Raw genomic sequence first — 24,150 nt, 5'->3', positions numbered from 1 at the left:
CCGCAAGAACAACAACAAGCGATGACTGCTCCCCGCCTCCAGCTCACTGGCATCACCAAGCGCTATCCGGCGGTCGTCGCCAATGACGGCGTGTCGCTGGCGGTGCAGCCGGGCGAAACCCACGCGGTGCTGGGCGAGAACGGCGCCGGCAAGTCGACGCTGATGAAGATCATCTACGGCTCGGTCAAGCCCGACGAGGGCAGCGTGCTGTGGAACGGCCGGCCGGTGGCGGTGCGCAATCCCCAGGAGGCGCGCGCGCTGGGCATCGCGATGGTGTTCCAGCACTTCAGCCTGTTCGACACGCTGACCGTGGCGCAGAACGTGTGGCTGGGCCTGGACAAGAGCCTGTCGCTGGCCGAGGTGACGGCGCGCATCACGGCCAAGGCAGCGGAATACGGGCTGGACATCGACCCGGCGCGGCCGGTGCACACGCTGTCGGTCGGCGAGATGCAGCGGGTGGAGATCATCCGCGCGCTGCTCACCGACCCGCAGCTGCTGATCCTGGACGAGCCGACCTCGGTGCTGACGCCGCAGGCGGTGGACAAGCTGTTCGTCGTGCTCAAGATGCTGGCCTCCCAGGGCTGCAGCATCCTGTACATCAGCCACAAGCTGCACGAGATCCGCGAGCTGTGCAACGCCTGCACCGTGCTGCGCGGCGGCAAGGTCACGGGCGTGTGCAATCCGCAGCAGGAGACCAATGCCTCGCTGTCGCGCATGATGATCGGCGCCGAGCCGCCGGCGCTGGAGCACCACAACGTCGTCACCGGCGGCACCGTGCTGCAGGTCAGGCACCTGCACCTGCGCAAGGCCGACCCGTTCGGCGTCGACCTGGAAGAAGTGTCGCTGGAGGTGAAGGCCGGCGAGGTGGTCGGCATCGCCGGCGTCTCCGGCAACGGCCAGCAGGAGCTGCTCTATGCCCTGTCGGGCGAGGACACGCGCGCCGAGCCGGCGATGGTCCAGGTGTTCGGGCAGGACGTGGGCCGCTTCGGCCCGGCCCACCGGCGCCATCTGGGGCTGCATTTCGTGCCGGAGGAGCGGCTGGGCCGCGGCGCCGTGCCGACGCTGGGGCTGGCCCACAACCTGATGCTGACGCGTACCGACGCGGTCGGCCGCAGCGGCTGGATCGACGTCAGGGCGTTGCAGCAGCAGGCCGCCGGCATCATCGCGCGCTTCAACGTCAAGGCCGGCGGCCCGAACGCCGCGGCCAAGTCGCTGTCGGGCGGCAACCTGCAGAAGTTCATCGTCGGCCGCGAGATCGACGCCAACCCCAAGCTGCTGATCATCTCGCAGCCGACCTGGGGCGTGGACGTCGGCGCCGCCGCCCAGATCCGCGGCGAGATCCTGGCGCTGCGCGACGCCGGCTGCGCGGTGCTGGTGGTGAGCGAGGAGCTCGACGAGCTGTTCGAGATCTGCGACCGCCTGCACGTGATCGCCAAGGGCCGGCTCTCGCCGTCGGTGCACCGGCGCGACGCGACGGTGGGGCAGATCGGGGAGTGGATGAGCGGCCTCTGGTCCAGCGAGATCGATCGGGACATCCATGCTCAAGCTTGAACCGCGTCCCGAACCGTCCAGGGGCTGGAGCATCGGCTCGCCGCTGCTGGCGCTGGCCATCACGGTGGTGCTGGGCGTGCTGCTGTTCCTGGCGCTGGGCAAGGACCCGGTGCGCGGCCTGCTGGTGTTCTTCTGGGAGCCGGTCCGCACGCCCTACCAGGTCGGCGAGCTGATGGTCAAGGCCACGCCGCTGCTGGTGATCGCGCTGGGGCTGGCCGTGTGCTTCCGCTCCAACGTCTGGAACATCGGCGCCGAGGGCCAGTTCGTGATCGGCGCGCTGGCGGCCGGCGGCGTGGCGCTGCTGGCCGACAAGGACACCGGCCGCTGGATCGTGCTGGCGATCCTGCTGGCCGGCGTGGCCGGCGGCATGTTCTGGGCGGCGATCGTCGCCTTCCTGCGCGACCGCTTCAACGCCAGCGAGATCCTGGTCAGCCTGATGCTGGTCTACGTGGCCGACCAGGTCCTGAGCTACATGGTGTTCGGCCCCTGGAAGGACCCGGCCGGCTACAACTTCCCGCAGTCCAAGACCTTCGCCGCGGTCACGCAGATCCCGCGCCTGATGGCCGGCTCGCGCGTGAGCATCGGCCTGCTGGTGGCACTCGCCGGCGTGGCGGCGCTGTGGGTGTTCCTGTTCCGCACCCGCGCCGGCTTCGCCCAGCAGGTCGGCGGGCTGGCGCCGGCGGCGGCGCGCTATGCGGGCTTTTCGTCGCGGCGCGCGCTGTGGACCGCGCTGATGATTTCCGGCGGCGCCGCCGGCCTGGCCGGCGCGCTGGAAGTGGCCGGCCCGATCGGCCAGCTCAACCCGTACGTTCCGGCCGGCTACGGCTTCGCCGCCATCATCGTCGCCTTCGTCGGCCGCCTGCATCCGGTGGGCATGGTGTTCTCGGCCGTCCTCATGAGCATGTTCTACATCGGCGGCGAACTGGCGCAGTCGCGCCTGGGGCTGCCCAAGTCGCTGACCGGCGTGTTCCAGGGCCTGCTGCTGTTCACGCTGCTGGCCTGCGACACGCTGATCGCCTACCGGGTGCGCTGGCGCCGGGCCGTGCCCGCGGTGGGGGTGCACTGATGGAGTCCTATTCGCTGCTGCTGGCCGCCACGCTCAACGCCGGCACCGTGCTGGCGCTGGCCGCGCTGGGACTCCTGATCAACGAGAAGGCCGGCATCGTCAACCTCGGCGCCGAGGGCATGCTGCTGTGCTCGGCGCTGGCCGGCTTCGTCACCGTGGTCCACACCGGCAACGACTGGCTGGGCTTTGCCGCCGGCATCGGCGCCGGCGCGCTGCTGGCCGCGATGTTCGGACTGCTCGTGATCTGGCTGAACACCAACCAGTACGCCACCGGCCTGGCGCTGAGCCTGTTCGGCGCCGGCTTCTCGGCCTTCGCCGGGGTCAGGTACGTGCAGGAGAAGCTGCCCGAGCGGCCGCACTTCTCCATCCCGGTGCTGGGCGACATTCCACTGGTGGGGCCGGCGCTGTTCCGCCAGCATCCGCTGGTGTACTTCACGATCGCGCTGGCCGGCTGGCTGATCTGGTTTTTGTACCGCTCCCGCACCGGGCTGGTGCTGCGCTCGGTCGGCGAATCGCCCGAGTCGGCCCATGCGCTGGGCTATCCGGTGCGGCGCATCCGGCTGATGGCGGTGATCGCCGGCGGCGCGCTGTGCGGCCTGGCCGGCGCCTATGTCTCGGTGATCTACACGCCGCTGTGGGTGGAGGGCATGGTGGCCGGCAAGGGCTGGATCGCGCTGGCCCTCACCACCTTTGCCACCTGGCGGCCGGCACGCGTGTTGCTTGGTGCCTACCTGTTCGGCGGCGTCACCATGCTGCAGTTCCACCTGCAGGGAATCGGCGTCGAGGTGCCCAGCCAGTTCCTCACCATGCTGCCCTACATCGCGACCGTGGTCGTGCTGGCGCTGATCTCGCGCAACCCCGCGTGGATCCGCGCCAACATGCCGGCGTCGCTCGGAAAGCCGTTTTACCCCGGTTCATAATTGAACTTTTGCCAACCTGCGAGAAGAAGAGGACACCATGACTGACCTGAAGAAACGTACCCTGTTGAAGGCCGCGACCCTGATGTCGGCCGTGGCGGCAGCGGCCCTGGCCGGCTGCGGCAAGAAGGAAGAACCGGCTCCCGCGCCGGCCCCGGCGCCGGTCGCCGCGGCTTCGGCCCCGGCCGCGCCCAAGCCCGAGCCGCTGAAGGTCGCCTTCGCCTACGTCGGCCCGGTGGGCGACGGCGGCTGGACCTTCGCCCACGACAACGGCCGCAAGGCGGTGGAGAAGGAATTCGGCGACAAGGTCGTCACCAGCTTCGTCGAGAAGGTGCCGGAGAACCAGGACGCCGAGCGCGTGCTGCGCGACATGGCCACCCAGGGCAACAAGCTGATCTTCGGCACCACCTTCGGCTACATGGAGCCGATGCTCAAGGTGGCCGCCGACTTCAAGGACGTCAAATTCGAGCACGCCACCGGCTACAAGAGCGCCGAGAACCTGCGCGCCTATGACAGCCGCACCTACGAAGGCGCGTACATGGCCGGCGTGGTGGCCGGCAAGATGACCAAGACCAACACGCTGGGCGTGGTCGGCTCGGTGCCGATCCCCGAGGTGATCCGCAACATCAACAGCTTCACCATGGGCGCGCAGTCGGTCAACCCGAAGGTCAAGACCCGCGTGGTCTGGGTCGGCGAGTGGTTCAACCCGCCGAAGGAAACCGAAGCGGCCACGTCGCTGATCAACGGCGGCGCCGACATCCTGATGCAGAACACCGACTCGTCGGCCGTGCTGCAGACCGCCGAGAAGATGGGCAAGCGCGCCTTCGGCTGGGACAGCGACATGACCGCCTACGGCCCCAAGGCCCACCTGGGCTCCGCCGTCATCAACTGGGCGCCGTACTACATCTCCACAGTGCGTGAAGTGCTGGACGGCAAGTGGAAGACCTCCGACACCAAGATCTGGTGGGGCGTGAAGGAAGGCGCGATCGACTTCGTGTCCGTCGCCGCCGACGTGCCGGACGACGCCAAGAAGAAGCTGGACGACGTGAAGGCCGGGCTGAAGGACGGCAGCTTCTCGATCTGGAAGGGCCCGATCGCCGACAACACCGGCAAGGTGCAGGTCGCCAAGGACACGGTCGCCGACGACAAGTTCCTGGGCGGCATCAACTTCTACGTCAAGGGCGTCGAAGGCAAGGTGCCGGGCGGCGACAAGAAGTAAGCCGCCCGCGTCGCGGGGACAAGAAGCTGCCTGCGGGCAGCTTTTTTTTTGCCGGTTGCATCTGCTGACGCGCGTCCCGCGCCGGCTCCCTAGAATCCGGCGCAGGTGCACCTCCGGAAGGAGTCGTCGATGAAGTTCAGCCTTGCCGGGTCCGTCGCGGCCCGATCGTTCGCAGCCGCCGTTGCCGCGCTGCTGGTCGCGTGCGGAGGCGGGGGCGGCGGCTCCATCGCGCCGCCGCCGGCGCCGGTGCTGTCGGTGTTCGCCGGCCTGCTGCAAAGCGCGGGCAGCAGCGATGGCGTGGGCGTGGCGGCGCGCCTGAACCAGCCGGGCGGCGCGGTGCTCGACAGTGCCGGCGTCGTCTACGTCGCCGATACCGGCAACCACACGATCCGCCGGATCACGCCGCTGGGCGTCGTCACGACGATCGCCGGCACGGCGGGCCAATCCGGAAATGCCGACGGCACCGGCACGACGGCGCGCCTGTCGTCGCCGGTCGGGCTGGCGCTCGACGCCGGCGGCAACCTGTACGTCGCCGACAGCGGCAACAAGGCGGTCCGCAGGATCAGCACGGGCGGCGTCGTGACGACGGTCGCCACGCTGCCGGACGCTCCGACCCGGCTGGCGCTGGACCGCGCCGGCGGCATCTACGTGCTGTCGGACCAGGCGCTGCGGCGGCTGGCGCCGGACGGCAGCCTCACGACCCTGCCGATCCAGCCCGGCGCCGGCGCCGCCGCACAGGCGCCTTTCGGGCTGCGCTTTTCGGGCATTGCGGTGGATGGCGACGGCAACCTGCTGGTGGCCGACACCGCCGCGTCGGGCGTCTTCAGCGGCGTCGGGACGGTGCGCAAGGTGGACGCGCAGGGGCGTTCCCTGCCCTACGGCCCGGCAGCCGACGGCCTGGTGCGGATCGCCTTTCCGCAGGACATCGCCATCGATGGCGCCGGCAACCTGCTGGTTGCCAACGACGGCAGCTTCGGCGTGTCGGCGTCGATCAGCTTCATCTTCCGGACGCTGGTGCGCGTCGCGCCCGACGGCACGCAGACCGTCATCGCCGGTGCCGAAGAGGCCGGGCGCACGGTCGATGGCGCCGCCGCCCTGGCCCGCTTCACCGACCCGCGCGCCATCGCCGCCGGGCCGAACGGCCAGGTGGTGGTGGTCGAAACCGGCAGCAACGCGGTCCGGCTGCTGGACCCGCTGGGGACGGTGCGCACCCTGGCCGGCGGCAATGGCGCCGGGCATGTCGACGGCGCCGGACCACAGGCCCGCTTCGACGGGCCGCAGGGGATTGCCGCGGCGGCCGACGGCAGCCTGTATGTCGCCGAGCTGGTCGGGCGCAGCATCCGCAAGATCAGCCCGGCCGGCATCGTCACGACCTGGATGCCGGCCGGTTCGCCGCCGGGCCAACGGCCGGTCAGCGTCGCCGTCAACCGCGCCGGCACCGTCTACGCCAGCGACCTGGCGATCAGCATTGTCGGACGCCCGGTCTATACGGTCGCGGCCGGCGGGTCGACCACCTTCGTCCTGACGGCCCGCAGCAGCGGGCTGTCGGACGCGATCGCAACCGATGCCGCGGGCAACCTGGTCCTGAGCGAGCCGGACGGAATCAAGAGCGTGGCGCCCGATGGCAGCAAGCGCGTGCTGGCCAGCGGCATCGAGGCCGTTGCATTGGCCGCCGACGGCTCCGGCACGGTCTACTTCGCCACCAGCGACGGCACCGTCGGGACGGTGGACGCCTCGGGCCAGGCCGTGGTGCGGGCGGGCGTGGCCGGCCAGATCGGGGACCAGGATGGCGTCGGCGCCCTCGCGCGTTTCCGCCGGCCCGCGGCGCTGGCGGTGGATGCGGCCGGCACGCTGTATGTCGCCGACGGACTGCGCATCCGGCGCGTCGCGGCGGACGGCACGGTGATGTCGATCGCCGATCTGGCCACCATGGACGGTGCCGATCCGGCGCGCTCGATCGCCGGCCTGGCCTGGGCGAACGGCACGCTGTTCGCGACGCTGCAGAACGCGGTGGTGCGGATCGGCCCGGTGAGCTGAGCGGACGCAGGCCGCCCCACCCCCGCCCGCCCCGTGTGAAATGGTTCCGGCGGGGCGGGCCCGCATTTCGCTTATGCTTTTGCCAAACCTGCCGACCCATGGAACGACCGATCCCCTCGCTGCCCCCGATCCACCCCGACCGCCTGCCGGAGCTGCTGCGGCGCATGCCCAAGGCGGAACTGCACGTGCACATCGAGGGGACGCTGGAGCCGGAGCTGATCCTCGCGCTGGCCCGGCGCAACCAGGTGGACGTGGGCTACGACAGCGTGGAGGCGCTGCGCCAGGCCTACAACTTCACCGACCTGCAAAGCTTCCTTGACATCTATTACGCCGGCGCCTGCGTGCTGCGGGAGGCGCGGGACTTCGAGGACATGGCGCGCGCCTACCTGGAGCGGGCCGCCGCCGACAACGTGGTGCACGCCGAAATCTTCTTCGACCCGCAGACCCACACGGCGCGCGGCGTGTCGATGGAGAAGGTGATCACCGGCCTGCACCGCGCCTGCGAACGGGCGCGCGACGAGCAGGGCGTCAACGCCACGCTGATCCTGTGCTTCCTGCGCCACCTGAGCGAGGAGGAAGCCTTCGAGACGCTGGAGCAGGCGCTGCCCTTTCGCGACAAGTTCATCGGCATCGGCCTCGATTCCAGCGAGGTGGGCCATCCGCCGGAAAAATTCGCGCGCCTGTTCGCTCGCTGCCGCGAGCTCGGCCTGCACCTGGTGGCGCATGCGGGCGAGGAAGGCCCGCCGGCCTACGTGTGGACCGCGCTGAACCTGCTGCGGGTGGAGCGGATCGACCACGGGGTGCAGTCGGCCAAGGACCCGATGCTGATGCAGCGGCTGGCGCAGGACCAGATCCCGCTGACGGTCTGCCCGCTGTCCAACCTCAAGCTCAAGGTGTTTCCCGACCTGGCCGCGCACAACATCGGCCGGCTGCTGGGCGCCGGCCTGTGCGTGACGGTCAACTCGGACGACCCGGCCTATTTCGGCGGCTACATGAACGACAACTTCGTGCAGACCTTCGCCGCCACCGGCCTGGGCGCGCGCCAGGCCTACCAGCTGGCCCTCAACAGCTTCAACGCCAGCTTCGTTTCCGAGCGGGTGAAGCGCAACTACGGCGAGATGCTGGCCGGGACCTTCGCCTCCTTCGAGTAGGGGCCGGCCGCGCCGGGTAAAATCGCGCCTGCCGCTGTGCCCCGCAGCGGCATTTTTCATTGTCGGGGCCATGTAGAGGACCACCATGTACAAAAACCTCGCTGCCGCGCTCGCGGCCGCCTGTTGCATTTTCCATTTCGCATCGCCCACCGCCCAGGCCGCCGAGCCGCTGAAGGTGGGTTTCGTCTATGTCACGCCGGTGAGCGACGCCGGCTGGGTCCACCAGCACGAAGAGGGCCGCAAGGCCGTCGAGGCGGCCTTCGGCTCCAGGGTCAAGACCACCTACGTGGAGAACGTCGCCGAGGGCCCGGACGCCGAGCGCGTGATCCGCGACCTGGCCGCCACCGGCCACAAGCTGATCTTCACGCCCAGCTTCGGCTATATGGAGCCGACGCTGAAGGTGGCGAAGGACTTCCCGGACGTGAAGTTCGAATCCATCACCGGCTACAAGACCGCGCCCAACGTCGCCACCGCCAACGCGCGCTACTACGAGGGCCGCTACCTGTCCGGCGTGGCGGCGGGCCACATGACCAGGAGCAACGTCACCGGCTATGTCGCCGGCTTCCCGATCCCCGAGGTGCTGCAGGGCATCAATGCGTTCACGCTGGGGCTGCGCTCGGTGGCGCCCAAGGCGGTGGTCAAGGTGATCTGGCTCAACACCTGGTTCGACCCGGCCAAGGAGCGGGAAGCGGCCAACACGCTGTTCAACCAGGATGCCGACGTCGTCGCCTTCCACACCGCGTCCACCGCGGTGATGGCTGCCGCGCAGGAGAGCGGCAAGCTGGCCATCGCCTACCACTCCGACATGCGCAAGGTGGCGCCCGACGCGCAGCTGGTGGCCGTCACCCACCACTGGGGCGACTACTACAAGCGCCGGGTGCAGGCGGTGCTGGACGGCAGCTGGAAGAGCGGCGACACCTGGGGCGGCGTGAAGGAAGGGATGATCCGGGTCGGCGACTTCGGCAGCCGCGTGCCCAAGGCGGTGCAGGACGACGTGCTGGCGCGCCAGAAGCAGATCGCGGCCGGACGGCTCAAGCCGTTCGCCGGCCCGATCTCCGACAACGAGGGCCGGCTGGTCGTGGCCCAGGGCCAGTCGCTGACGGATGCGCAGATACTGGGTATGGACTATCTCGTATCCGGCGTGCAGGGAAAGATCGCAAAATGACGCGCAGTGTCCCCCCGGGCCGGGCCCGGGATCCAGCGCCTTAACGATTTCCCGAGCCGACCTCCATGCACGCCTACCGGGCCGCCCTGCTGCGCTTCGCCGACGATGGCTCGGCCATCTATGACGCGGACGGACTGCTGGTGGTGGGGCCGGATGCCCAGGGCCGGCAGGTGGTGCGCGCCGCCGGCGCCCATTCGCGGCTGGCCGCCAACTACCCCGGCGTGGCGACCGAGCACCTGCCGGGCCGCATCATCGCGCCGGGCTTCATCGACCTGCACATCCACTTTCCGCAGACCGACGTGATCGGCTCGCCCTCGGCCGGGCTGCTGCCGTGGCTGCAGGATTACACCTTCCCGCAGGAGGCGCGCTTCGCGGACCCGACGCATTCGGACGCGATGGCCACCGTGTTCCTGGACGAACTGGCGCGCCACGGCGTCACCACCGCGCTGGCCTTCTGCACCTCGCATCCGGGCTCGGTGGACTCGCTGATGCAGGAAGCGCAGCGGCGCGGCCTGCGGATGATCGCCGGCAAGGTGCTGCAGGACCGCCACTCGCCCGACGGCGTGCGCGACGAGACGCAGCAGTCGCTGGAAGACACCGAGTCCCTGATCCGGCGCTGGCACGGCACCGACCGCCTGGGCTACGCCATCACGCCGCGCTTCGCCCCCAGCTGCAGCGAGGCGCAGCTGCGCGGCGCCGGCGAGCTGGCGGCCAAGTACCCGGGCGTCTGGATCCAGTCGCACGTGGCCGAGAACAAGGACGAGATCGCCTGGGCCCGCCAGCTGTTTCCCGGCTCCCGCAGCTACCTGTCGGTGTACGACGACTTCGGCCTGATGCGCGAGCGCGCGATCTACGCCCACTGCATCCACTTCGACGACGAGGACCGGGCGCTGATGCGTTCCACCGGCGCCGCCGCGGCGGTCAGCCCCACCAGCAACCTGTTCCTGGGCAGCGGCTTCTTCGACTTCGAGGGCGCCGACCGGATCGGCTTCAGGTACGGGCTGGCCAGCGACGTCGGCGGCGGCACCAGCTTCAGCCCCTTCCACACCATGCTGGCGGCGTACTACGTGGGGCGCGAGGGCCAGACCAAGCCGGGCGTCTCGCTGTCGCCGCAGCACCTGTGGTGGCAGCACACCGCCGGCGGCGCGCGGGCGCTGGGGCTGGAGGGCACCGTGGGCAACCTGCAGCCCGGCTGCGAGGCCGACTTCATCGTGCTGGACCCGCGGGCGATGCCGCTGCTGGCGCGCAAGGTGGGCCACGCCACCAGCATCGACGAACTGCTGTTCGCGATGATCGTGCTGGGCGACGACCGGATCGTCGAGCGGGTCGTGATCGCCGGCGCCTGACTGGCATGGCGGGCTCGCCCCGGCATCCAGACCTTGGCGCCCCGGGGAAGGCGACCTGGCCCTTCACTAGAATGGCCTGCCAGGAGCAGAACATGACGATCAAGAGCGACAAGTGGATCCGCAGGATGTGCGAGCAGCACGGCCTCATCGAGCCTTTCGAGCCGCAGCAGGTGCGCGAGGTGGAGGGCCGGCGCGTCATCAGCTATGGCACGTCCAGCTACGGCTACGACATCCGCTGCGCGCCCGAGTTCAAGGTGTTCACCAACATCCACAGCACGGTGGTGGACCCGAAGAACTTCGACGAGAAGAGCTTCGTGGACTTCCACGACGACGTCTGCATCATCCCGCCCAACAGCTTCGCGCTGGCCCGCACGCTGGAGTACTTCCGCATCCCGCGCAACGTGCTGACCATCTGCCTGGGCAAGAGCACCTATGCGCGCTGCGGCATCATCGTCAACGTGACGCCCTTCGAGCCGGAGTGGGAAGGCTACGTGACGCTGGAGTTCTCCAACACCACGCCGCTGCCGGCCAAGATCTATGCCGGCGAGGGCTGCGCCCAGGTGCTGTTCTTCGAGAGCGACGAGGTCTGCGAGACCAGCTACAAGGACCGCGGCGGCAAGTACCAGGGCCAGCGGGGCGTGACGCTGCCCAGGGCCTGACAATCATGCTCACGAGACTGCGCCTCAAAGGGTTCAAGAATCTCATTGATTGTGAGGTGAGGTTTGGTCCGTTCACGTGTGTGGCTGGACCGAACGGTGCGGGCAAATCAAATCTATTTGATGCGATTGCATTTTTGAGCGACCTTGCCACCTATCCAATTATCGAAGCCGCTCATCGAGTAAGGCGTACAGGGCGCACGAGTGGGAGTTTGGTGGAACTTTTCGCGGCAACGCCGGAAGGTACTGCAAGGGAAATGTTGCTTGAAGCCGATTTCCTTGTTCCGAAAGTTGTCAGGGACGACTTTGACCGTGAGGCAGTGCCAAGTTCAACCTTTCTTACTTACATTGTTGGATTGAGATTCTTGTCTGAAACGACCGGCAGCGAACGCATTGAAATTTTCAAAGAAGAGTTGACCTACGTTCCCAAATCTGACGCCAAACGCAGGCTTGGGTTTCTTACCTCGCGTGCCTTTTTGGATTCGGTATTAGGAGGGAGTAAGCGAAGCGAGTACATAAGTACAGAGGTGCGAGATGGAGGAGACTCAGTAATACTTTTGCGACAGGACCGGGTTCAAGGTCCGCCCTCGCGAGTGCCGGCGCGCTCCACGCCACGTACGGTCCTAAGCACGGTGAACACTGAAGACAAGCCAACGGCGCTTGCCGCGCGACGAGAAATGCAGAATTGGGCGCAATTGCAGTTAGAACCTTCCAAGTTGCGTCAACCCGATGACTTTGACGCGCCTTCCAGGCTTGATTCTGATGGCGCGCATCTTCCCGCTACACTTCATCGGCTGGGCCGTTACGACGCCGTCGCCAATACTTTGGCGAATCTGCTTCCGGATGTCGGAGGGATACGCGTGGATTTGGACGAATCGCGACGTTCAAAGACCCTGTACCTAAAAACAAGGTTTGGCGGTGAGTACCCGGCTAGATCTCTTTCTGATGGAACGTTGCGATTTCTCGCCCTATCGGTTCTTGCCGCTGATGAAACCTCCATGGGCGTCATTTGCATGGAAGAGCCGGAAAACGGCATACATCCTGCCCGCATTCCCGCAATAGTTGAATTGCTAAAAGGGATTGCGGTTGACACATCGGTTCCGGTGGGCGAGGGGAATCCGCTAAGACAAGTAATCGTCAACACTCACTCCCCTCGTGTCGTCACTGCATTAGCGGTGGAGGAACTGATTGTTGCTACTCTCGTACGAGTCGGATCGGCGACTGCAACGACGTTTGGGTCTTTGGAAGGAACTTGGCGTGCCTCGCTTACGACTGAAGGCATCAAGGCTCCGCCGGTTACGCGCGGTATGTTGATCGACTATCTTGAGACGGTTAGTTCCGTCGCGACGATGAACGAAACTGAGGTCGGCTCTGAAACGATCGGCGAATGGGCCCAACAGCCACTTGAGTTTCTAGAGTGAAAACGATTGTCTTCACGCTTGTTTCTGATGGAAGTTCCGATCGAGCGTTAGTTCCAGTCGTTGAATGGGTACTGCAACATCGATTGCAGATTCAATACGCGTTTCAGATAAATATTGCCAATACGGGCCTTCCTCCCATGAGCGCGGGGCTGCAGGAGCGCCTTCTGCGTGCGCATGCCCTTTATCCTTGTGACATACTGTTAATCCACAGAGACGCGGAGGCCATGCCGCACCAAGACAGGGTTGACGAAGTTATTGCCGCGGCTGCCCCTTTGCAAGGAATGGGTGCCGTGCCTGTCGTCCCTGTCAGAATGCTTGAGGCTTGGCTGTTAGCCGATGAAGTAGCAATTCGCCGTGCGGCAGGTAACTTGCATGGGGCGGTTAACCTGGTATTGCCGGCTCGAGCTCAGTGGGCAACGAATCCCAATCCTAAACAGACCTTGTTTGCTCTGCTTAAGGCAGCTACAGAGCTGCATGGACGCCGCTTAGCTAAATTCAGTCCGCACGCCGCCAGATATCGCATCGCGGAGTTGATTTCGGATTTTTCCTATCTCGAAGGGATAGCCGCTTTTGACGCTATGGTGAATGCATTGCGTGCGCAGCTCGTTGCTCACAACCTGCTGGAAGTCTGAACGAGATTTCGCTCAGCTCGTTTGACTCGGCGCGCCCCACGGATCGTTGCTGCGGGTGTACCCTAGTTGCCCTCTCAACGATCCGACGAAAGCGCAAATGAACGTCCTCATGGTCCTGACCTCGCACGACCAACTCGGCGACACCGGCAAGAAAACCGGTTTCTGGCTGGAAGAATTCGCCGCCCCCTACTACGTCCTGAAGGACGCCGGCGCCAAGGTCACCCTGGCTTCGCCCCACGGCGGCCAGCCGCCGCTGGACCCCAAGAGCGACGCCGCCGACGCCCAGACCGACGCCACCCGCCGCTTCAAGCAGGACAAGGCGGCGCAGGCGGAACTGGCAAGCACCAGGAAGCTGGCCGACGTCGCCGCCACCGAGTTCGACGCGGTGTTCTATCCCGGCGGCCACGGGCCGCTGTGGGACCTGGCCGGCGACAAATCCTCGATCGCGCTGATCGAGGCGATGCAGGCGGCCGGCAAGCCGGTGGCGGCGGTCTGCCATGCGCCGGCGGTGCTGCGCGACGCCAAGGGCCCGGACGGCAAGCCGCTGGTGGCGGGCAAGAAGGTGACCGGCTTCACCAACACCGAGGAGGAAGCGGCCGGCCTGACGGCGGTGGTGCCCTTCCTGGTGGAGGACATGCTCAAGAGCAAGGGCGGCAACTATTCGAAGGGCGGCGACTGGCAGTCCTACGTGCTGACCGACGGCATCCTGATCACCGGCCAGAACCCGGCGTCGTCCGAAGGCGCGGCCAAGGCGCTGCTGGAGCTGCTCGCGCGCAAGCGCTAGGCCGCGGGCCGGCGCGCGACCAGCGTGACGAAGGACTTGATGCGGTCATCCGGCGCCGGGAAATCCTGCTGCTCGCACAGCAGCAGGTCCCAGCCCTCGAACCGGCGTTGCAGCGCGTCGCGCTCGAACAGGCAGTGGCCGCCGGCGTCGAACATGTCCATGTAGGTCGTTCCTTCGACCAGCACGTTGACGACGGCGATTCCACCCGGGCGCACGTGCGCCTGCAGGCTGGCGAGCTGGCGCAGGGCCGTCGGGCAGTCGAAGAACATCAGCAGGCCGATCGACACCACGGTGTCGAAGTCCTCCGCCAGCGCATAGCTGCGCAGGTCCGCTTCGATGGCCTCGATCGGCAGCTGGCCGGCCCCCGCCACGGCGCGCAGGTGGCCGATGGCGGCAGGGCTGGCGTCCAGCGCCACGACCTGGCAGCCGCGCCGTGCGGCGGCGACAGCCAGGTTGCCCAGGCCGCAGCCGAAGTCCAGCACCCGGCCCTGCAGATAGGGCAGGGCGGCCAGCTCGAACGGGTTGAGCTCGGCACCGCCCTGCTGCAGCTGGCGGCGGAACTGCTGATCGAAGAATTCGACGCTCTTGGAACTCATGGGCCTCTCCCAGCGGTCAGGGTGCCAGGAAGCCGGTGGCGCGGAACTGCGCCGCCGCCGCCGGCGTCGCCATGAACTGCAGCAGCAACTGCGCCGCCGGCTTGTGGCTGGTGACGGCGGCCGAATAGCCGGTGGTCAGTGCATAAGGCGGTGGCAGCGGGCCGGCCATCGCGATGCCTTCGTGCTGCAGGATCTCGCTGGACTGGCTCACGCCGAGCGCGAACTTGCCGGCCGCGACATCCTTGATCACGTCCACGCCGAAGGGCAGCAGGTGCAGCTTCGGCTGCAGCGCCGAGCGCAGGCCCAGCTGCACCAGCACCTTGTCGAAGTGGGTGCCGGCAGTCGCGCCGCGGGCCGGATCGGCATAGGCGATCGACGGCGCCTGCTGCAGCGCCTGCTTCAATGCCTCCGGGGTCGAGATGTCCGGCACCGGCGCGCCGGCGGGCACGGCCAGCGAGACCGCCACGCTGCCGATGAACTGGCGCTGTTCGCCGGTCAGGCGGCCGGCGCTGGCGAGCTGCGCGATCGCGCCGTCGCTCAGGACGACGAGGTCGCACTGCTGGCCGTGCAGCACCCGGTCGCGCTGGGCGCCCACGGTGTCGTACGCCGCCGCCACCGTGTGGCCGGTGGCGCGCTGGAACTCCGGGCCGATCTTCTCCAATGCCGCTTTGGCCGCGCCGGCCGCCAGCACGCACACCTCGTCGGCGAGTGCGGCTGCGGGGGCGCCCAGGGCCAGGGCCAGGCAAACCATCCAGGAAAGGCGAGTTTTCATGATTGCTCCAATTGATCGACGGCGCAGCGGGCGGCGGCCAGGTCCCAGCCGGCCCAGCCGCAGCTCTTGAACAGGACCGGACCCGGGGACGGGCGGGCCGGGCCCAGCACCACCGCCCGCAGATCCGGCAAGCGTGCCACGTCCAGCCCCGCCTGCAGCAGGTCGCCCGCTTCGTGCTGCGCATCGGGGGTGTCGACGACGATGGTGCCGCGCGCGGCGACGTCGCGGCACAGCTGCGGCGCCAGTTCCACCATCGCCGGGGTGAAGGCGCCGACGGCGGCGACGAATGCGTCGTCGCGCAGCCGGCCCCGCAGCACCACGCCGGCGGCCGGCGTGCAGGTCACGGCCAGGGGGCAGTCGGCCAGCTGGCGCTCCGGATCGTCGGCCACGCTCGCCTGCAGCCCCAGTGTGCGGGCGTGCGCCGCCAGCGCGCTGGCACTGGCGGCGCTGCGCGATGCGATCCGCACCTCGCGGATGCCCAGGCCCTGGGCGAATGCTTCCAGGTGCGCGCGGCCCTGCGCGCCGGCGCCGACCACCAGCAGCGGGCCGGCGTTGCCGGGCGCCAGCCGCTGCGCCGCCAGCAGCGACACCGCCGCCGTCCGCCGCGCCGTCACCGTCGGTCCGTCCAGCTGCAGCCGGCGCGCGCCGCTGGCGACGTCGAACACCAGCACGTCGCCCTGGATCGCCGGCCGGCCGCTGCCGGCATTGGCGGGCGTGAAGGTGATCAGCTTGGCGATCGCCAGCCGGGCGTCGAAGGCCGGCATCACGAACAGGCTGGCGCCGCCCGGCAGCGCCTGCACCAGCCGCGCCGGCACCCGCACCAAGGCGTCGGCCAGCAGGGCGGCGATCTCCCGCGCCAGCGCCGGGTAGGGCAGCAGGGCGGCGGTCTGGCTGGCGGCAAGCAGGGTGGTCATGGAGCGGTCGAGTCGCCGCAAGTGCGGCCCAGCCGCGATTCTGTCCTACGCGACGACGGGGCATTGGCGCTAGCTTGCCCCAGGGGCCGGTCCTAGCATCGACCCAACACCCCAAGGAGCCGCTGCCATGTTGTCCCGCACCCTGAACCAGATCAACCAGTCCCCTTGGGCCAAGCTGGTGTGGGCCGGTGTCTGCGTGCTGGCGCTGCTGCAGATGGTGGCGTTCTACAAGCTTTGCTCCAGCCAGGTCGACCGGGCCCACGCGCGCGAAAGCGTCGCGGTGGAACAGCGCAACGCGCTGACCGATTGCCTCGATTACATGAACAGCTCCACGATTTCCAGCTGCGTGCGCCACGCGGCCGGCAGCCGCAGCGCCGCCGACGATGCCGGCTCGCTGGCCTCGCGCGACATGCCGCACGTGCGGCCGGCCCAGGCCGTCCTGGGCAGCGTGGTGCCGGTGAGCTACGTGTTTCACTGAAGCGGCTTTCCCCTCTCCATAGTTCGGGGTGCGCAGTCACCCCGTTTTTTTTTGCCTGCGTGCGGCTTCCGCTTTCGCGCACCCGTGCTGAGCATGTGTCCGACAGTATCAGGGCCTGGCCGCCGACTGGATGCGCCCGCGGCCCCGCCTACGATCACTTCACAGCATCAAGGACAGGGAGACCTCCATGTACCAAGCCTACCAAGCCACCGCCCAGCGCACCGACACGTCGATCGACGCCTCGGACGACTATGTGGAGCCGGATGCCTCGCGCTACTGTCCGACCGACCTGCTCGGCACCTTCACGCTGCTGATGGCCGGCCAGGGCCGCTGCGTCAGCGCCGACATGATGCTGGGCGACCGCGAATACGCGATGTGGCAGCTGGCCCGGGCCCACGCCATGGCCGACGACCACCTGCGCTCGGTGGCGGTGCGGCTGTTCTCCTATTTCGATGATCCGCGCGGCTGGGGTACGGCCCTGCACGCGTAACTTGGTCAGTGGGACTGCGCTGAAGGCCTGTCCCGCAAGCTTGATCAGTTGGGGACAGAGCCGAAGGTCTGTCCCGCAAGCTTGATCAGTTGGGGACGGAGCCGAAGGTCTGTCCCGCAAGCTTGATCAGTTGGGGACAAGAGCTGAAGGTCTGTCCCGCAAGAGGTCAGACTTCCGCGCCTTCCACCAGGAAGCGCACCCGCCGCACCCCCTGCCATTCGTCGGCGTCGAGCCGGAACGCCAGCACCACCCGCGCCGGCAGCGGCTCGGTGCGGCCGAACCAGATGCCGTCCACCGGCGTTCCCTGGTGCTTCAACTTCAGCGCCAGGTGCTTCTCGCCCACCAGCCGCTGCGACAGCACTTCCACTTCCTCGCTGAACACCGGTGGCGCAAAGCCCTGGCCCCATACCTCGTGGTGCAGCGTGTCCACCAGCTCCGGCCGCCGGTATTCCGGCAGCAGCGGGCCGTCGGTGTCCAGCCGGCGCGACAGCGTGGCGGCGTCCAGCCACTCCTGCGCCACCAGGCCCAGGGCCTGCTCGAACACGTCGATGTTCTCCTCGCCCACGGTGCAGCCGGCCGCCATCGCATGGCCCCCGAAGCGCAGCAGCACGCCGGGATGGCGCTTGGCCACCAGGTCCAGCGCATCGCGCAGGTGGAAGCCCGGGATCGAGCGGCCCGAGCCCTTGAGCTCGTGTTCCTTGCCGGGCGCCTGGCTGGCGGCGAACACGAAGGTCGGGCGGTGCAGCTTGTCCTTGATGCGCGAGGCGACGATGCCGACCACGCCCTCGTGGAAGTCGGGGTCGAACACGCAGATCGCCGGCGGCGGCTCGTCGCCTTCGTCGAACAGCGATTCGGCGATCAGCATCGCCTGCTCGCGCATGTCGCCCTCGATCTCGCGCCGCTCGCGGTTGATGCCGTCCAGCGTGCGCGCCAGTTCGTCGGCCCGCGCCGCGTCGTCGGTCAGCAGGCACTCGATGCCCAGCGTCATGTCCGAGAGGCGGCCGGCGGCGTTGATGCGCGGCCCCAGCGCGAAGCCGAAGTCGAAGGTGGTGGCCACCTTGGCCTGCCGCGCCGCCGCCGTGAACAGGCTGGCCAGCCCGCAGGGAAACTGTCCGGCGCGCACCCGCTTCAGGCCCTGCGCCACCAGCCGGCGGTTGTTGGCATCGAGCTTGACCACGTCGGCCACCGTGCCAAGGGCGACCAGCGGGAGCAGCGAGTCCAGCTTTGGCTCCGTTCGCAGTGAGCTTGGCCTGTCCTGAGCTTGTCGAAGGGTCGAAGTGCCCGAATCCCGATCGTCCTGAGCTTGTCGAAGGACAGGCTCAGCCCGAACGGAAAAGCATCCGCGCCTTCTCATCTCCGCGCGCAGCGCCAGCAGCACGTAGAACATCACGCCCACCCCGGCGATCGACTTGCTCTCGAAACCGCATCCCGGCTGGTTGGGATTGACGATCACGGCCGCGTCGGGCAGCTGCGGGCCGGGCAGGTGGTGGTCCGTCACCAGCACCTGCAGGCCCAGCGCGTTGGCCTTGGCCACGCCCTCCACGCTGGCGATGCCGTTGTCCACCGTGATCAGGATGTCGGCGCCGCTGTCCTTGACCCGCTGCGCGATCGGCGCCGTCAGGCCGTAGCCGTCCACTACCCGGTCCGGCACGATGTAGCCGACGTGCTGCGCGCCCAGCAGCCGCAGGCCGCGCACGGCCACGGCGCAGGCGGTGGCGCCGTCGCAGTCGTAGTCGGCCACGATGCACAGCCTCTTGCCGGCGGCGATCGCGTCGGCAAGAAGCACGGCCGCCTCCTGCGTGCCCTTCATGCCCGAGGGCGGCAACAGGCGCGCCAGGGCGTCGTCCAGTTCCTCCTTGCCCAGCACGCCGCGGGCCGCATACAGGCGCGCCAGCAGCGGGTGGATGCCGGCTTGTTCCAGCGCCCAGGCGGCGCGCGGCGGGATGTCCCTGACCAGGATTTTCATAGTGTCTCGAAGATTGTCGTCAGGGGCTGGCGGTCCAGGGCGCCGCGCAGCCGCCGCAACCAGCCCGATGCCTGGCCCGACCAGCTGCGCGCCCGCGCTTCGCCGCACAGGCTCAGTGTCACCGCAGCGCCGCGGTCCAGGCTGTCATTGAGCTGCCGGCACTGGGCCGCGTCCACCTGCTGCCAGGCGGCGCTCCAGGCGCTCCAGTCCTGCAGCAGCGCGGCATCGCGCAGCGTGTGGGGCAGCAGCAGGCCGGCCGGCGGCCCCGCCCGGTGATCGGCCGGCAGCGCACCGGTGCCGCTGGCCCAGAAGGAGTTGACCGGCAGCAGTCCGCCGCGCACCCGCGCGTCGTTCACCGGATGCGTGTAAAGCAGCATCTGCATCTCCTGCTGCAGCCGGCGCAGCGGCGCCGCGGCGGCGGCGCGCGGCACCCAGTCGTCGATGTCGCGGTTCAGCACCCGGTCCAGCGAGGCGGTCGCCAGCCCGCGGAACAGCTCCCCGCGCGCCAGCCAGCGGGTGGGCGCGTGGTATTCCAGCGTGATGCCGTCCTGGGCGAAGAAGGGCTGCATCGCGGCCAGCAGCAGGCTGGAATCTTCCCCGTCCAGCCCCAGCTCGCGCGGATGCTTCATCACGATGTGGTCGGTCGCCACGTGCCAGTGGCAGGGCGTGATCCAGGCCCAGGCCTGGCCGGCCGGGTCGCCGCCGTCCTGCAGCACCTGCCACGCCGCCCAGGGGATCGCGCCGTCGGGCGCCGACAGCCCGCAGGCGCGGGCCAGCACCCGCTCGTGCGGCGGCGACAGGTCGCGTTCGTCGCCGTCGTCCAGCGGACCCGGCGCGAGCCGCTGCAGCAGCCGTTTCAACTGGGGCAGCTGCAGCTGCTGCAGCGCCTCGCGGCAGCCCGGCGCCGGCGACGCGGCGAAGGGGATCAACAAGTGGGCGCCGTCTGACATGGGCCCTATTGTCCGGGATGCCACAATCGCTGACCCAACAAGACGGCTCCATGCGACTTCCCTACGAACTGGCCCTGGGCTGGCGCTACACGCGGGCCGGCCGCTCCACCCGCCGCAACGGCTTCATTTCCTTCATCTCCGGTGTCTCGATGCTCGGCATCGCGCTGGGCGTGGCCGCCCTGATCATCGTGCTGTCGGTGATGAACGGCTTCCAGAAGGAAGTGCGCGACCGCATGCTGGGCGTGGTGTCGCACATCGAGATCTACGGTCCCGGCGGCGGCGTGCTGGACGACCTGCCCAAGACCATGGCCGAAGCGCGCCGCAACCCGCAGGTGATCGGCGCGGCGCCCTTCGTCGCCGCGCAGGCGCTGCTGGCGCGCGGCGAGGACATGCGCGGCACGCTGGTGCGCGGCATCGACCCGGCGCACGAGAGCGAGGTGACGGACATCGCCGCCACCATGCAGCAGTCGGCGCTGCGCAAACTGGTGCCGGGCGAATTCAACATCGTGCTGGGCGCCGAACTGGCGCGCAACCTGGGCGTGCGCGAGGGCGACCCGGTGACGCTGATCGCGCCCAGCGGCCAGGTGACGCCGGCCGGCATCGTGCCGCGCCTCAAGCAGATGACGGTGGTGGGCACCTTCGACTCCGGCCACTACGAATACGACAACGGCCTGGTGCTGATGCACATGGACGACGCCCAGAAGATCTTCCGGCTGGAGGGGCCGACCGGCATCCGCCTGAAGCTCAAGGACCTGCACCAGGCGCCCGAAGTGGCGCAGGAGCTGTCCGCTTCCATCAGCAGCCCGGTGCTGATCAAGGACTGGACCCGCCAGAACCGCACCTGGTTCGCCGCGGTGCAGGTGGAAAAACGCATGATGTTCATCATCCTGACGCTGATCGTCGCCGTCGCCGCCTTCAACCTGGTGAGCACGCTGGTGATGACCGTCACCGACAAGCGCGCCGACATCGCCATCCTGCGCACGCTGGGCGCCAGCCCGGGCAGCATCATGGGCATCTTCGTGGTGCAGGGCGCGATGGTGGGCGTGATCGGCACCCTGGCCGGGCTGCTGCTCGGGCTGGGCATCGCGCTGAACATCGACGTGATCGTGCCGGCGCTGGAGCACGCGCTCAACGCCAGCTTCCTGCCCAAGGACATCTACCTGATCAGCCGGATGCCCAGCGAGCCGCAGCAGTCCGACATCGTGCCGATCGCCGTCATCTCGCTGGTGCTGTCCTTCGTGGCCACCATCTACCCGAGCTGGCGCGCCAGCCGCGTCAATCCGGCCGAGGCGCTGCGCTATGAGTGAAAGCATGACTCCCGCGCCCGGCACTGGGCGGCCCTTCGCCGATGGAGACATCGTCCTGCAGTGCCAGGGCCTGACCAAGCGCTTCACCGAAGGGCCGCTGGACGTGGAGGTGCTGCACGGCATCGACCTGCAGGTGCGCGCCGGCGAGACGCTGGCCATCGTCGGGGCCTCGGGCTCCGGCAAGAGCACGCTGCTGCACCTGCTGGGCGGGCTCGACGCGCCGACCGCGGGCGCGGTGCAGCTGATGGGGCAGGAGATGTCGCGGCTGTCGGCCGCCGAACAGGGCCGGCTGCGCAACCGGCACCTGGGCTTCGTCTACCAGTTCCATCACCTGCTGCCGGAGTTCAGCGCGCTGGACAACGTCGGCATGCCGCTGCGCATCCGCCGGATGACGACCGAAGCCTGCCACGCGCAGGCGCAGCAGACGCTGGCTTCGGTCGGCCTGGCCGAGCGCGTCAGGCACCGGCCGGCCGAACTGTCCGGCGGCGAGCGCCAGCGGGTGGCGATCGCGCGGGCCCTGGTGACGCGGCCGGCCTGCGTGCTGGCCGACGAGCCCACCGGCAACCTGGACCGCAGCACTGCCGACGGCGTGTTCGACCTGATGCTGCAGCTGGCGCGCGACCAGGGCACGGCCTTCGTGCTGGTCACGCACGACGACACGCTGGCGGCGCGCTGCGGGCGGCAACTGCGGCTGACGTCGGGGCGGCTCGGGTAGCGAGGCTGTCGTCCCGGGCCGACCCGGGACGCCACGAACCAATCGATGCGCCACAGCCGCTCGATCGTCGGGTGTCGTTGCCTGATCAACCCTGCGTTGCGCCGATCGGAACTTCCAGGGTGAAGGTCGCGCCCTGGCCGATCCCGGCGCTGCGGGCGGTCAGGCTGCCGCCCATTTCCTGCGCAGCCAGGACGCAGCTGTGCAGGCCGAAGCCGTGCCCGTTGCTGCGTGTCGTGAAGCCGTGCGAAAAGACGAGCGCAAGGTTTTCCGGCGCAATGCCCTCGCCGTTGTCGGCCACCGTGATGCGCAGGGAATGCTCGGGCGTGAGCACTGCGGAGAGCGTGATGCACGGCGTGCGGCCGGCCGCGTCGCGCAGCGCCTGCTTGGCGTTGTCGATCAGGTTCACCAGGATCTGCAGCAAGCGGTTGCGGTCCAGCGGCAGCGCGGGCGACTCGGCCAGGTTCCTGACGATCTCCACCTTGTGGCGCGTCAACGCACTCGCGTTCATGCGCAAGGCGTCGTCCACCAGGTCGCTCAAGCGCACAAACTCCATGAAACGCGGCTTGCCCGCGTGCGATTGCTGCGCGGCGATGACTTCCTTGATATGGTCCACGCTCTTGCAGAGGGCCCCGAGTTCCGCGGCCATGGCCTCGTGTTCGAGTTCCAGCGCAGGGGCCAGCTCGCGCAGGTACGAGGGCAGCAGCTTGCCGCGGGTGTCATGCGCCAGGAATGCGCCCAGATCGTCGCCATGCTCGTCCATCAGGTGCACGGCGCGTGCCAGCCCCTTGAGCTTGGAGGTGCGCAACCAGGTATCGATCACGCCTGCCGAGACGTTGACGCTGTTGAGAACATTGCCCACGTTGTGCAGGACGTTGGTGGCGATTTCGGCCATGCCGGCCAGCCGTGCGTTGGACAGCAACTGGGTGCGGGATTTCTGGAGCTGGCGGCTCAGGTAGCCCAGCAAGGCAACGACCAGGATCACCAGGAGGCTTGCCCGGACGGCGCGCCACGAGTAGGTTTCCATGTTCTGCCGCGTCTGTGCCAGCTGTTCTTCCGCCGACAGCCCGACGACCACGGCCAGCGGGAAATCATTGAGCTGGCGTGCACTGGTATAGCGCTGCACTCCATCCCAGGCGCTGGTCGACAGCGTGGCTACGCCCTGGGCGTCATCCGCGACGGGCACCGTCGCTGCATAGTTGACCGCGTCGCCGGCCGTCAACGTGTCGCCGGTGCGCCGGACGCGAAAGACGCCGTCGGTGCCCAGGACGCCCAGAACACCCTGCGCACCCATTCTGGAGCTTTCATACACGCTGACGAAATAAGCGGCGTCGACCGTGATCATCACGACGCCGGAAAAGCCGCCACCCGCTGCGTTCAACCGCCGGCTGAATTGCAGTTTCCATTCGCCCGGCTCCTTGCCGGGCCGCGCAGGGCCAACCGCAAAGGTGTCGTGCAGGCGTTGTTCCTGGAAGATGCTCTGGCCGGCGATATTGGGCAGCTCGGGGGCCCGGGTGCTGGCCACCACGTTGCCCGCGCTGTCCGCGATACTGACGGCAAACAACAGGTCCGGGGGCAGCAAGCTGCGAGCCTTCAGCTTGTGCAGCACGTCCTGCCCACCGCCGAGTTCATGGGCGTACTTGATGAATTTCAGGCTTTGATCGACTTCGCGCAGCGCGCGCACCACCTGTCCTTCGTAGGTTTCGGCGAATTCGCGGCTGGCCACCGCTGCGGCACGCTCGGCGGCGGCGCGCTCCACGCGGATCATGTTGAGGGTTACCCCCCAGATCAGGGCCAATCCGACAACCGCGATGGCGGGAAACAGGAGCCGCGGCGCCCTTGCATACGAAGCGCGCTTGAGTGCCGCCGCCGCCGTTGTCAGGTGGCCCTTGGGTGATTTGGAACTGGAGGCGGCTGGTCCAGTGTTCATGGTCCGCCTTTCCAGGCAAGCGTGAGTGGTGTGCAATGAGACCACCGCGCTGCGCCCGCCGCTTAGGCCAAGCGGCCGGTGGGGCCGCAG

The 24,150-nt window shown here is 68.4% G+C and carries 22 protein-coding genes; 16 read left to right on the top strand and 6 right to left on the bottom strand.

The features are described from left to right. The first annotated feature begins 21 nt into the window (after positions 1–21). From ACFPOE_RS13235 to ACFPOE_RS13180, 12 genes are all read left to right on the top strand, one after another. The gene (locus tag ACFPOE_RS13235; protein ID WP_376850554.1) at positions 22–1,551 is read left to right on the top strand and encodes an ABC transporter ATP-binding protein; all 1,530 of its coding nucleotides are present in this window, start codon (positions 22–24) and stop codon (positions 1,549–1,551) included. After that, the gene (locus ACFPOE_RS13230; RefSeq protein WP_376850553.1) at positions 1,538–2,617 is read left to right on the top strand and encodes an ABC transporter permease; all 1,080 of its coding nucleotides are present in this window, start codon (positions 1,538–1,540) and stop codon (positions 2,615–2,617) included. Before ACFPOE_RS13235 ends, ACFPOE_RS13230 begins: the two co-directional genes overlap by 14 nt. After that, positions 2,617–3,537: an ABC transporter permease gene (locus tag ACFPOE_RS13225; RefSeq protein ID WP_376850552.1), complete on the top strand. Its 921-nt coding sequence runs from the start codon at positions 2,617–2,619 to the stop codon at positions 3,535–3,537. The genes ACFPOE_RS13230 and ACFPOE_RS13225 overlap by 1 nt, the downstream gene beginning before the upstream one ends. A 37-nt stretch (positions 3,538–3,574) precedes the next feature. Then, on the top strand, positions 3,575–4,753 hold the full coding sequence (locus ACFPOE_RS13220; protein WP_376850551.1) for a BMP family ABC transporter substrate-binding protein: 1,179 nt from the start codon (positions 3,575–3,577) through the stop codon (positions 4,751–4,753). A 129-nt stretch (positions 4,754–4,882) separates the two neighbouring features. Next, positions 4,883–6,790, top strand: coding sequence for an NHL repeat-containing protein (locus ACFPOE_RS13215; protein WP_376850550.1), 1,908 nt, complete (start codon positions 4,883–4,885; stop codon positions 6,788–6,790). Positions 6,791–6,900: 110 nt separating this feature from the next. Next, entirely contained in the window at positions 6,901–7,941 is a 1,041-nt protein-coding gene (locus tag ACFPOE_RS13210) for an adenosine deaminase (protein ID WP_376850653.1), read from the top strand. Between the two features lie 85 nt (positions 7,942–8,026). Continuing rightward, on the top strand, positions 8,027–9,106 hold the full coding sequence (locus ACFPOE_RS13205) for a BMP family ABC transporter substrate-binding protein (protein WP_376850549.1): 1,080 nt from the start codon (positions 8,027–8,029) through the stop codon (positions 9,104–9,106). Positions 9,107–9,171: 65 nt separating this feature from the next. Next, positions 9,172–10,452 (top strand): guanine deaminase, encoded by a 1,281-nt coding sequence (guaD, locus tag ACFPOE_RS13200; RefSeq protein ID WP_376850548.1) that lies wholly within the window; start codon positions 9,172–9,174, stop codon positions 10,450–10,452. A 92-nt stretch (positions 10,453–10,544) separates the two neighbouring features. Continuing rightward, entirely contained in the window at positions 10,545–11,111 is a 567-nt protein-coding gene (gene dcd, locus ACFPOE_RS13195; protein WP_376850547.1) for a dCTP deaminase, read from the top strand. A 5-nt stretch (positions 11,112–11,116) separates the two neighbouring features. After that, complete coding sequence (locus ACFPOE_RS13190; RefSeq protein WP_376850546.1) at positions 11,117–12,529, top strand: AAA family ATPase; 1,413 nt, start codon at positions 11,117–11,119, stop codon at positions 12,527–12,529. Continuing rightward, positions 12,526–13,161: a hypothetical protein gene (locus tag ACFPOE_RS13185; RefSeq protein WP_376850545.1), complete on the top strand. Its 636-nt coding sequence runs from the start codon at positions 12,526–12,528 to the stop codon at positions 13,159–13,161. The genes ACFPOE_RS13190 and ACFPOE_RS13185 overlap by 4 nt, the downstream gene beginning before the upstream one ends. A gap of 97 nt (positions 13,162–13,258) precedes the next feature. After that, complete coding sequence (locus ACFPOE_RS13180) at positions 13,259–13,945, top strand: type 1 glutamine amidotransferase domain-containing protein (protein WP_376850544.1); 687 nt, start codon at positions 13,259–13,261, stop codon at positions 13,943–13,945. Here ACFPOE_RS13180 and ACFPOE_RS13175 read toward each other — a convergent pair. From ACFPOE_RS13175 to ACFPOE_RS13165, 3 genes are read right to left on the bottom strand one after another with little or no spacing between them, the layout of a single operon-like run. Next, on the bottom strand, positions 13,942–14,541 hold the full coding sequence (locus ACFPOE_RS13175) for a class I SAM-dependent methyltransferase (RefSeq protein WP_376850543.1): 600 nt from the start codon (positions 14,539–14,541) through the stop codon (positions 13,942–13,944). The genes ACFPOE_RS13180 and ACFPOE_RS13175 overlap by 4 nt on opposite strands. Positions 14,542–14,557: 16 nt before the next feature. After that, positions 14,558–15,313, bottom strand: coding sequence for a molybdate ABC transporter substrate-binding protein (locus ACFPOE_RS13170; RefSeq protein ID WP_376850542.1), 756 nt, complete (start codon positions 15,311–15,313; stop codon positions 14,558–14,560). After that, positions 15,310–16,227, bottom strand: coding sequence for a delta(1)-pyrroline-2-carboxylate reductase family protein (locus ACFPOE_RS13165; protein WP_376850541.1), 918 nt, complete (start codon positions 16,225–16,227; stop codon positions 15,310–15,312). Before ACFPOE_RS13165 ends, ACFPOE_RS13170 begins: the two co-directional genes overlap by 4 nt. A gap of 127 nt (positions 16,228–16,354) precedes the next feature. On the opposite strand from ACFPOE_RS13165, the gene ACFPOE_RS13160 reads away from it, so the two are divergent. Together ACFPOE_RS13160 and ACFPOE_RS13155 are read left to right on the top strand one after the other, a co-directional pair. After that, a complete protein-coding gene (locus ACFPOE_RS13160; protein ID WP_376850540.1) occupies positions 16,355–16,705 on the top strand; it encodes a hypothetical protein in 351 nt (116 codons plus the stop codon). Positions 16,706–16,892: 187 nt separating this feature from the next. After that, positions 16,893–17,195, top strand: a complete 303-nt coding sequence (locus tag ACFPOE_RS13155; RefSeq protein ID WP_376850539.1) for a hypothetical protein — start codon at positions 16,893–16,895, stop codon at positions 17,193–17,195. A gap of 166 nt (positions 17,196–17,361) precedes the next feature. Here ACFPOE_RS13155 and recJ read toward each other — a convergent pair whose 3' ends face one another. Both recJ and ACFPOE_RS13145 read right to left on the bottom strand, forming a co-directional pair. Beyond that, a complete protein-coding gene (gene recJ, locus ACFPOE_RS13150; protein ID WP_376850538.1) occupies positions 17,362–19,161 on the bottom strand; it encodes a single-stranded-DNA-specific exonuclease RecJ in 1,800 nt (599 codons plus the stop codon). Continuing rightward, the gene (locus ACFPOE_RS13145; RefSeq protein ID WP_376850537.1) at positions 19,158–20,111 is read right to left on the bottom strand and encodes a phosphoglycerate mutase; all 954 of its coding nucleotides are present in this window, start codon (positions 20,109–20,111) and stop codon (positions 19,158–19,160) included. Before ACFPOE_RS13145 ends, recJ begins: the two co-directional genes overlap by 4 nt. A gap of 50 nt (positions 20,112–20,161) precedes the next feature. Here ACFPOE_RS13145 and ACFPOE_RS13140 point away from each other — a divergent pair, with 50 nt between their 5' ends. Both ACFPOE_RS13140 and lolD read left to right on the top strand, forming a co-directional pair. Then, positions 20,162–21,418: a lipoprotein-releasing ABC transporter permease subunit gene (locus ACFPOE_RS13140; RefSeq protein ID WP_376850536.1), complete on the top strand. Its 1,257-nt coding sequence runs from the start codon at positions 20,162–20,164 to the stop codon at positions 21,416–21,418. A gap of 4 nt (positions 21,419–21,422) precedes the next feature. Further along, on the top strand, positions 21,423–22,133 hold the full coding sequence (gene lolD, locus ACFPOE_RS13135; protein ID WP_376850535.1) for a lipoprotein-releasing ABC transporter ATP-binding protein LolD: 711 nt from the start codon (positions 21,423–21,425) through the stop codon (positions 22,131–22,133). 85 nt (positions 22,134–22,218) lie between these two features. Here the strand turns inward: lolD and ACFPOE_RS13130 are convergent, their stop codons facing one another. Beyond that, positions 22,219–24,060, bottom strand: a complete 1,842-nt coding sequence (locus ACFPOE_RS13130) for an ATP-binding protein (protein ID WP_376850534.1) — start codon at positions 24,058–24,060, stop codon at positions 22,219–22,221. Positions 24,061–24,150: the final 90 nt, after the last annotated feature.

It is taken from the genome of Caenimonas terrae (assembly GCF_042655405.1).
GTDB classification, from domain to species: Bacteria; Pseudomonadota; Gammaproteobacteria; order Burkholderiales; family Burkholderiaceae_C; genus Ramlibacter; species Ramlibacter terrae_A.
This window is presented reverse-complemented; position numbering and strand designations above follow the sequence as displayed.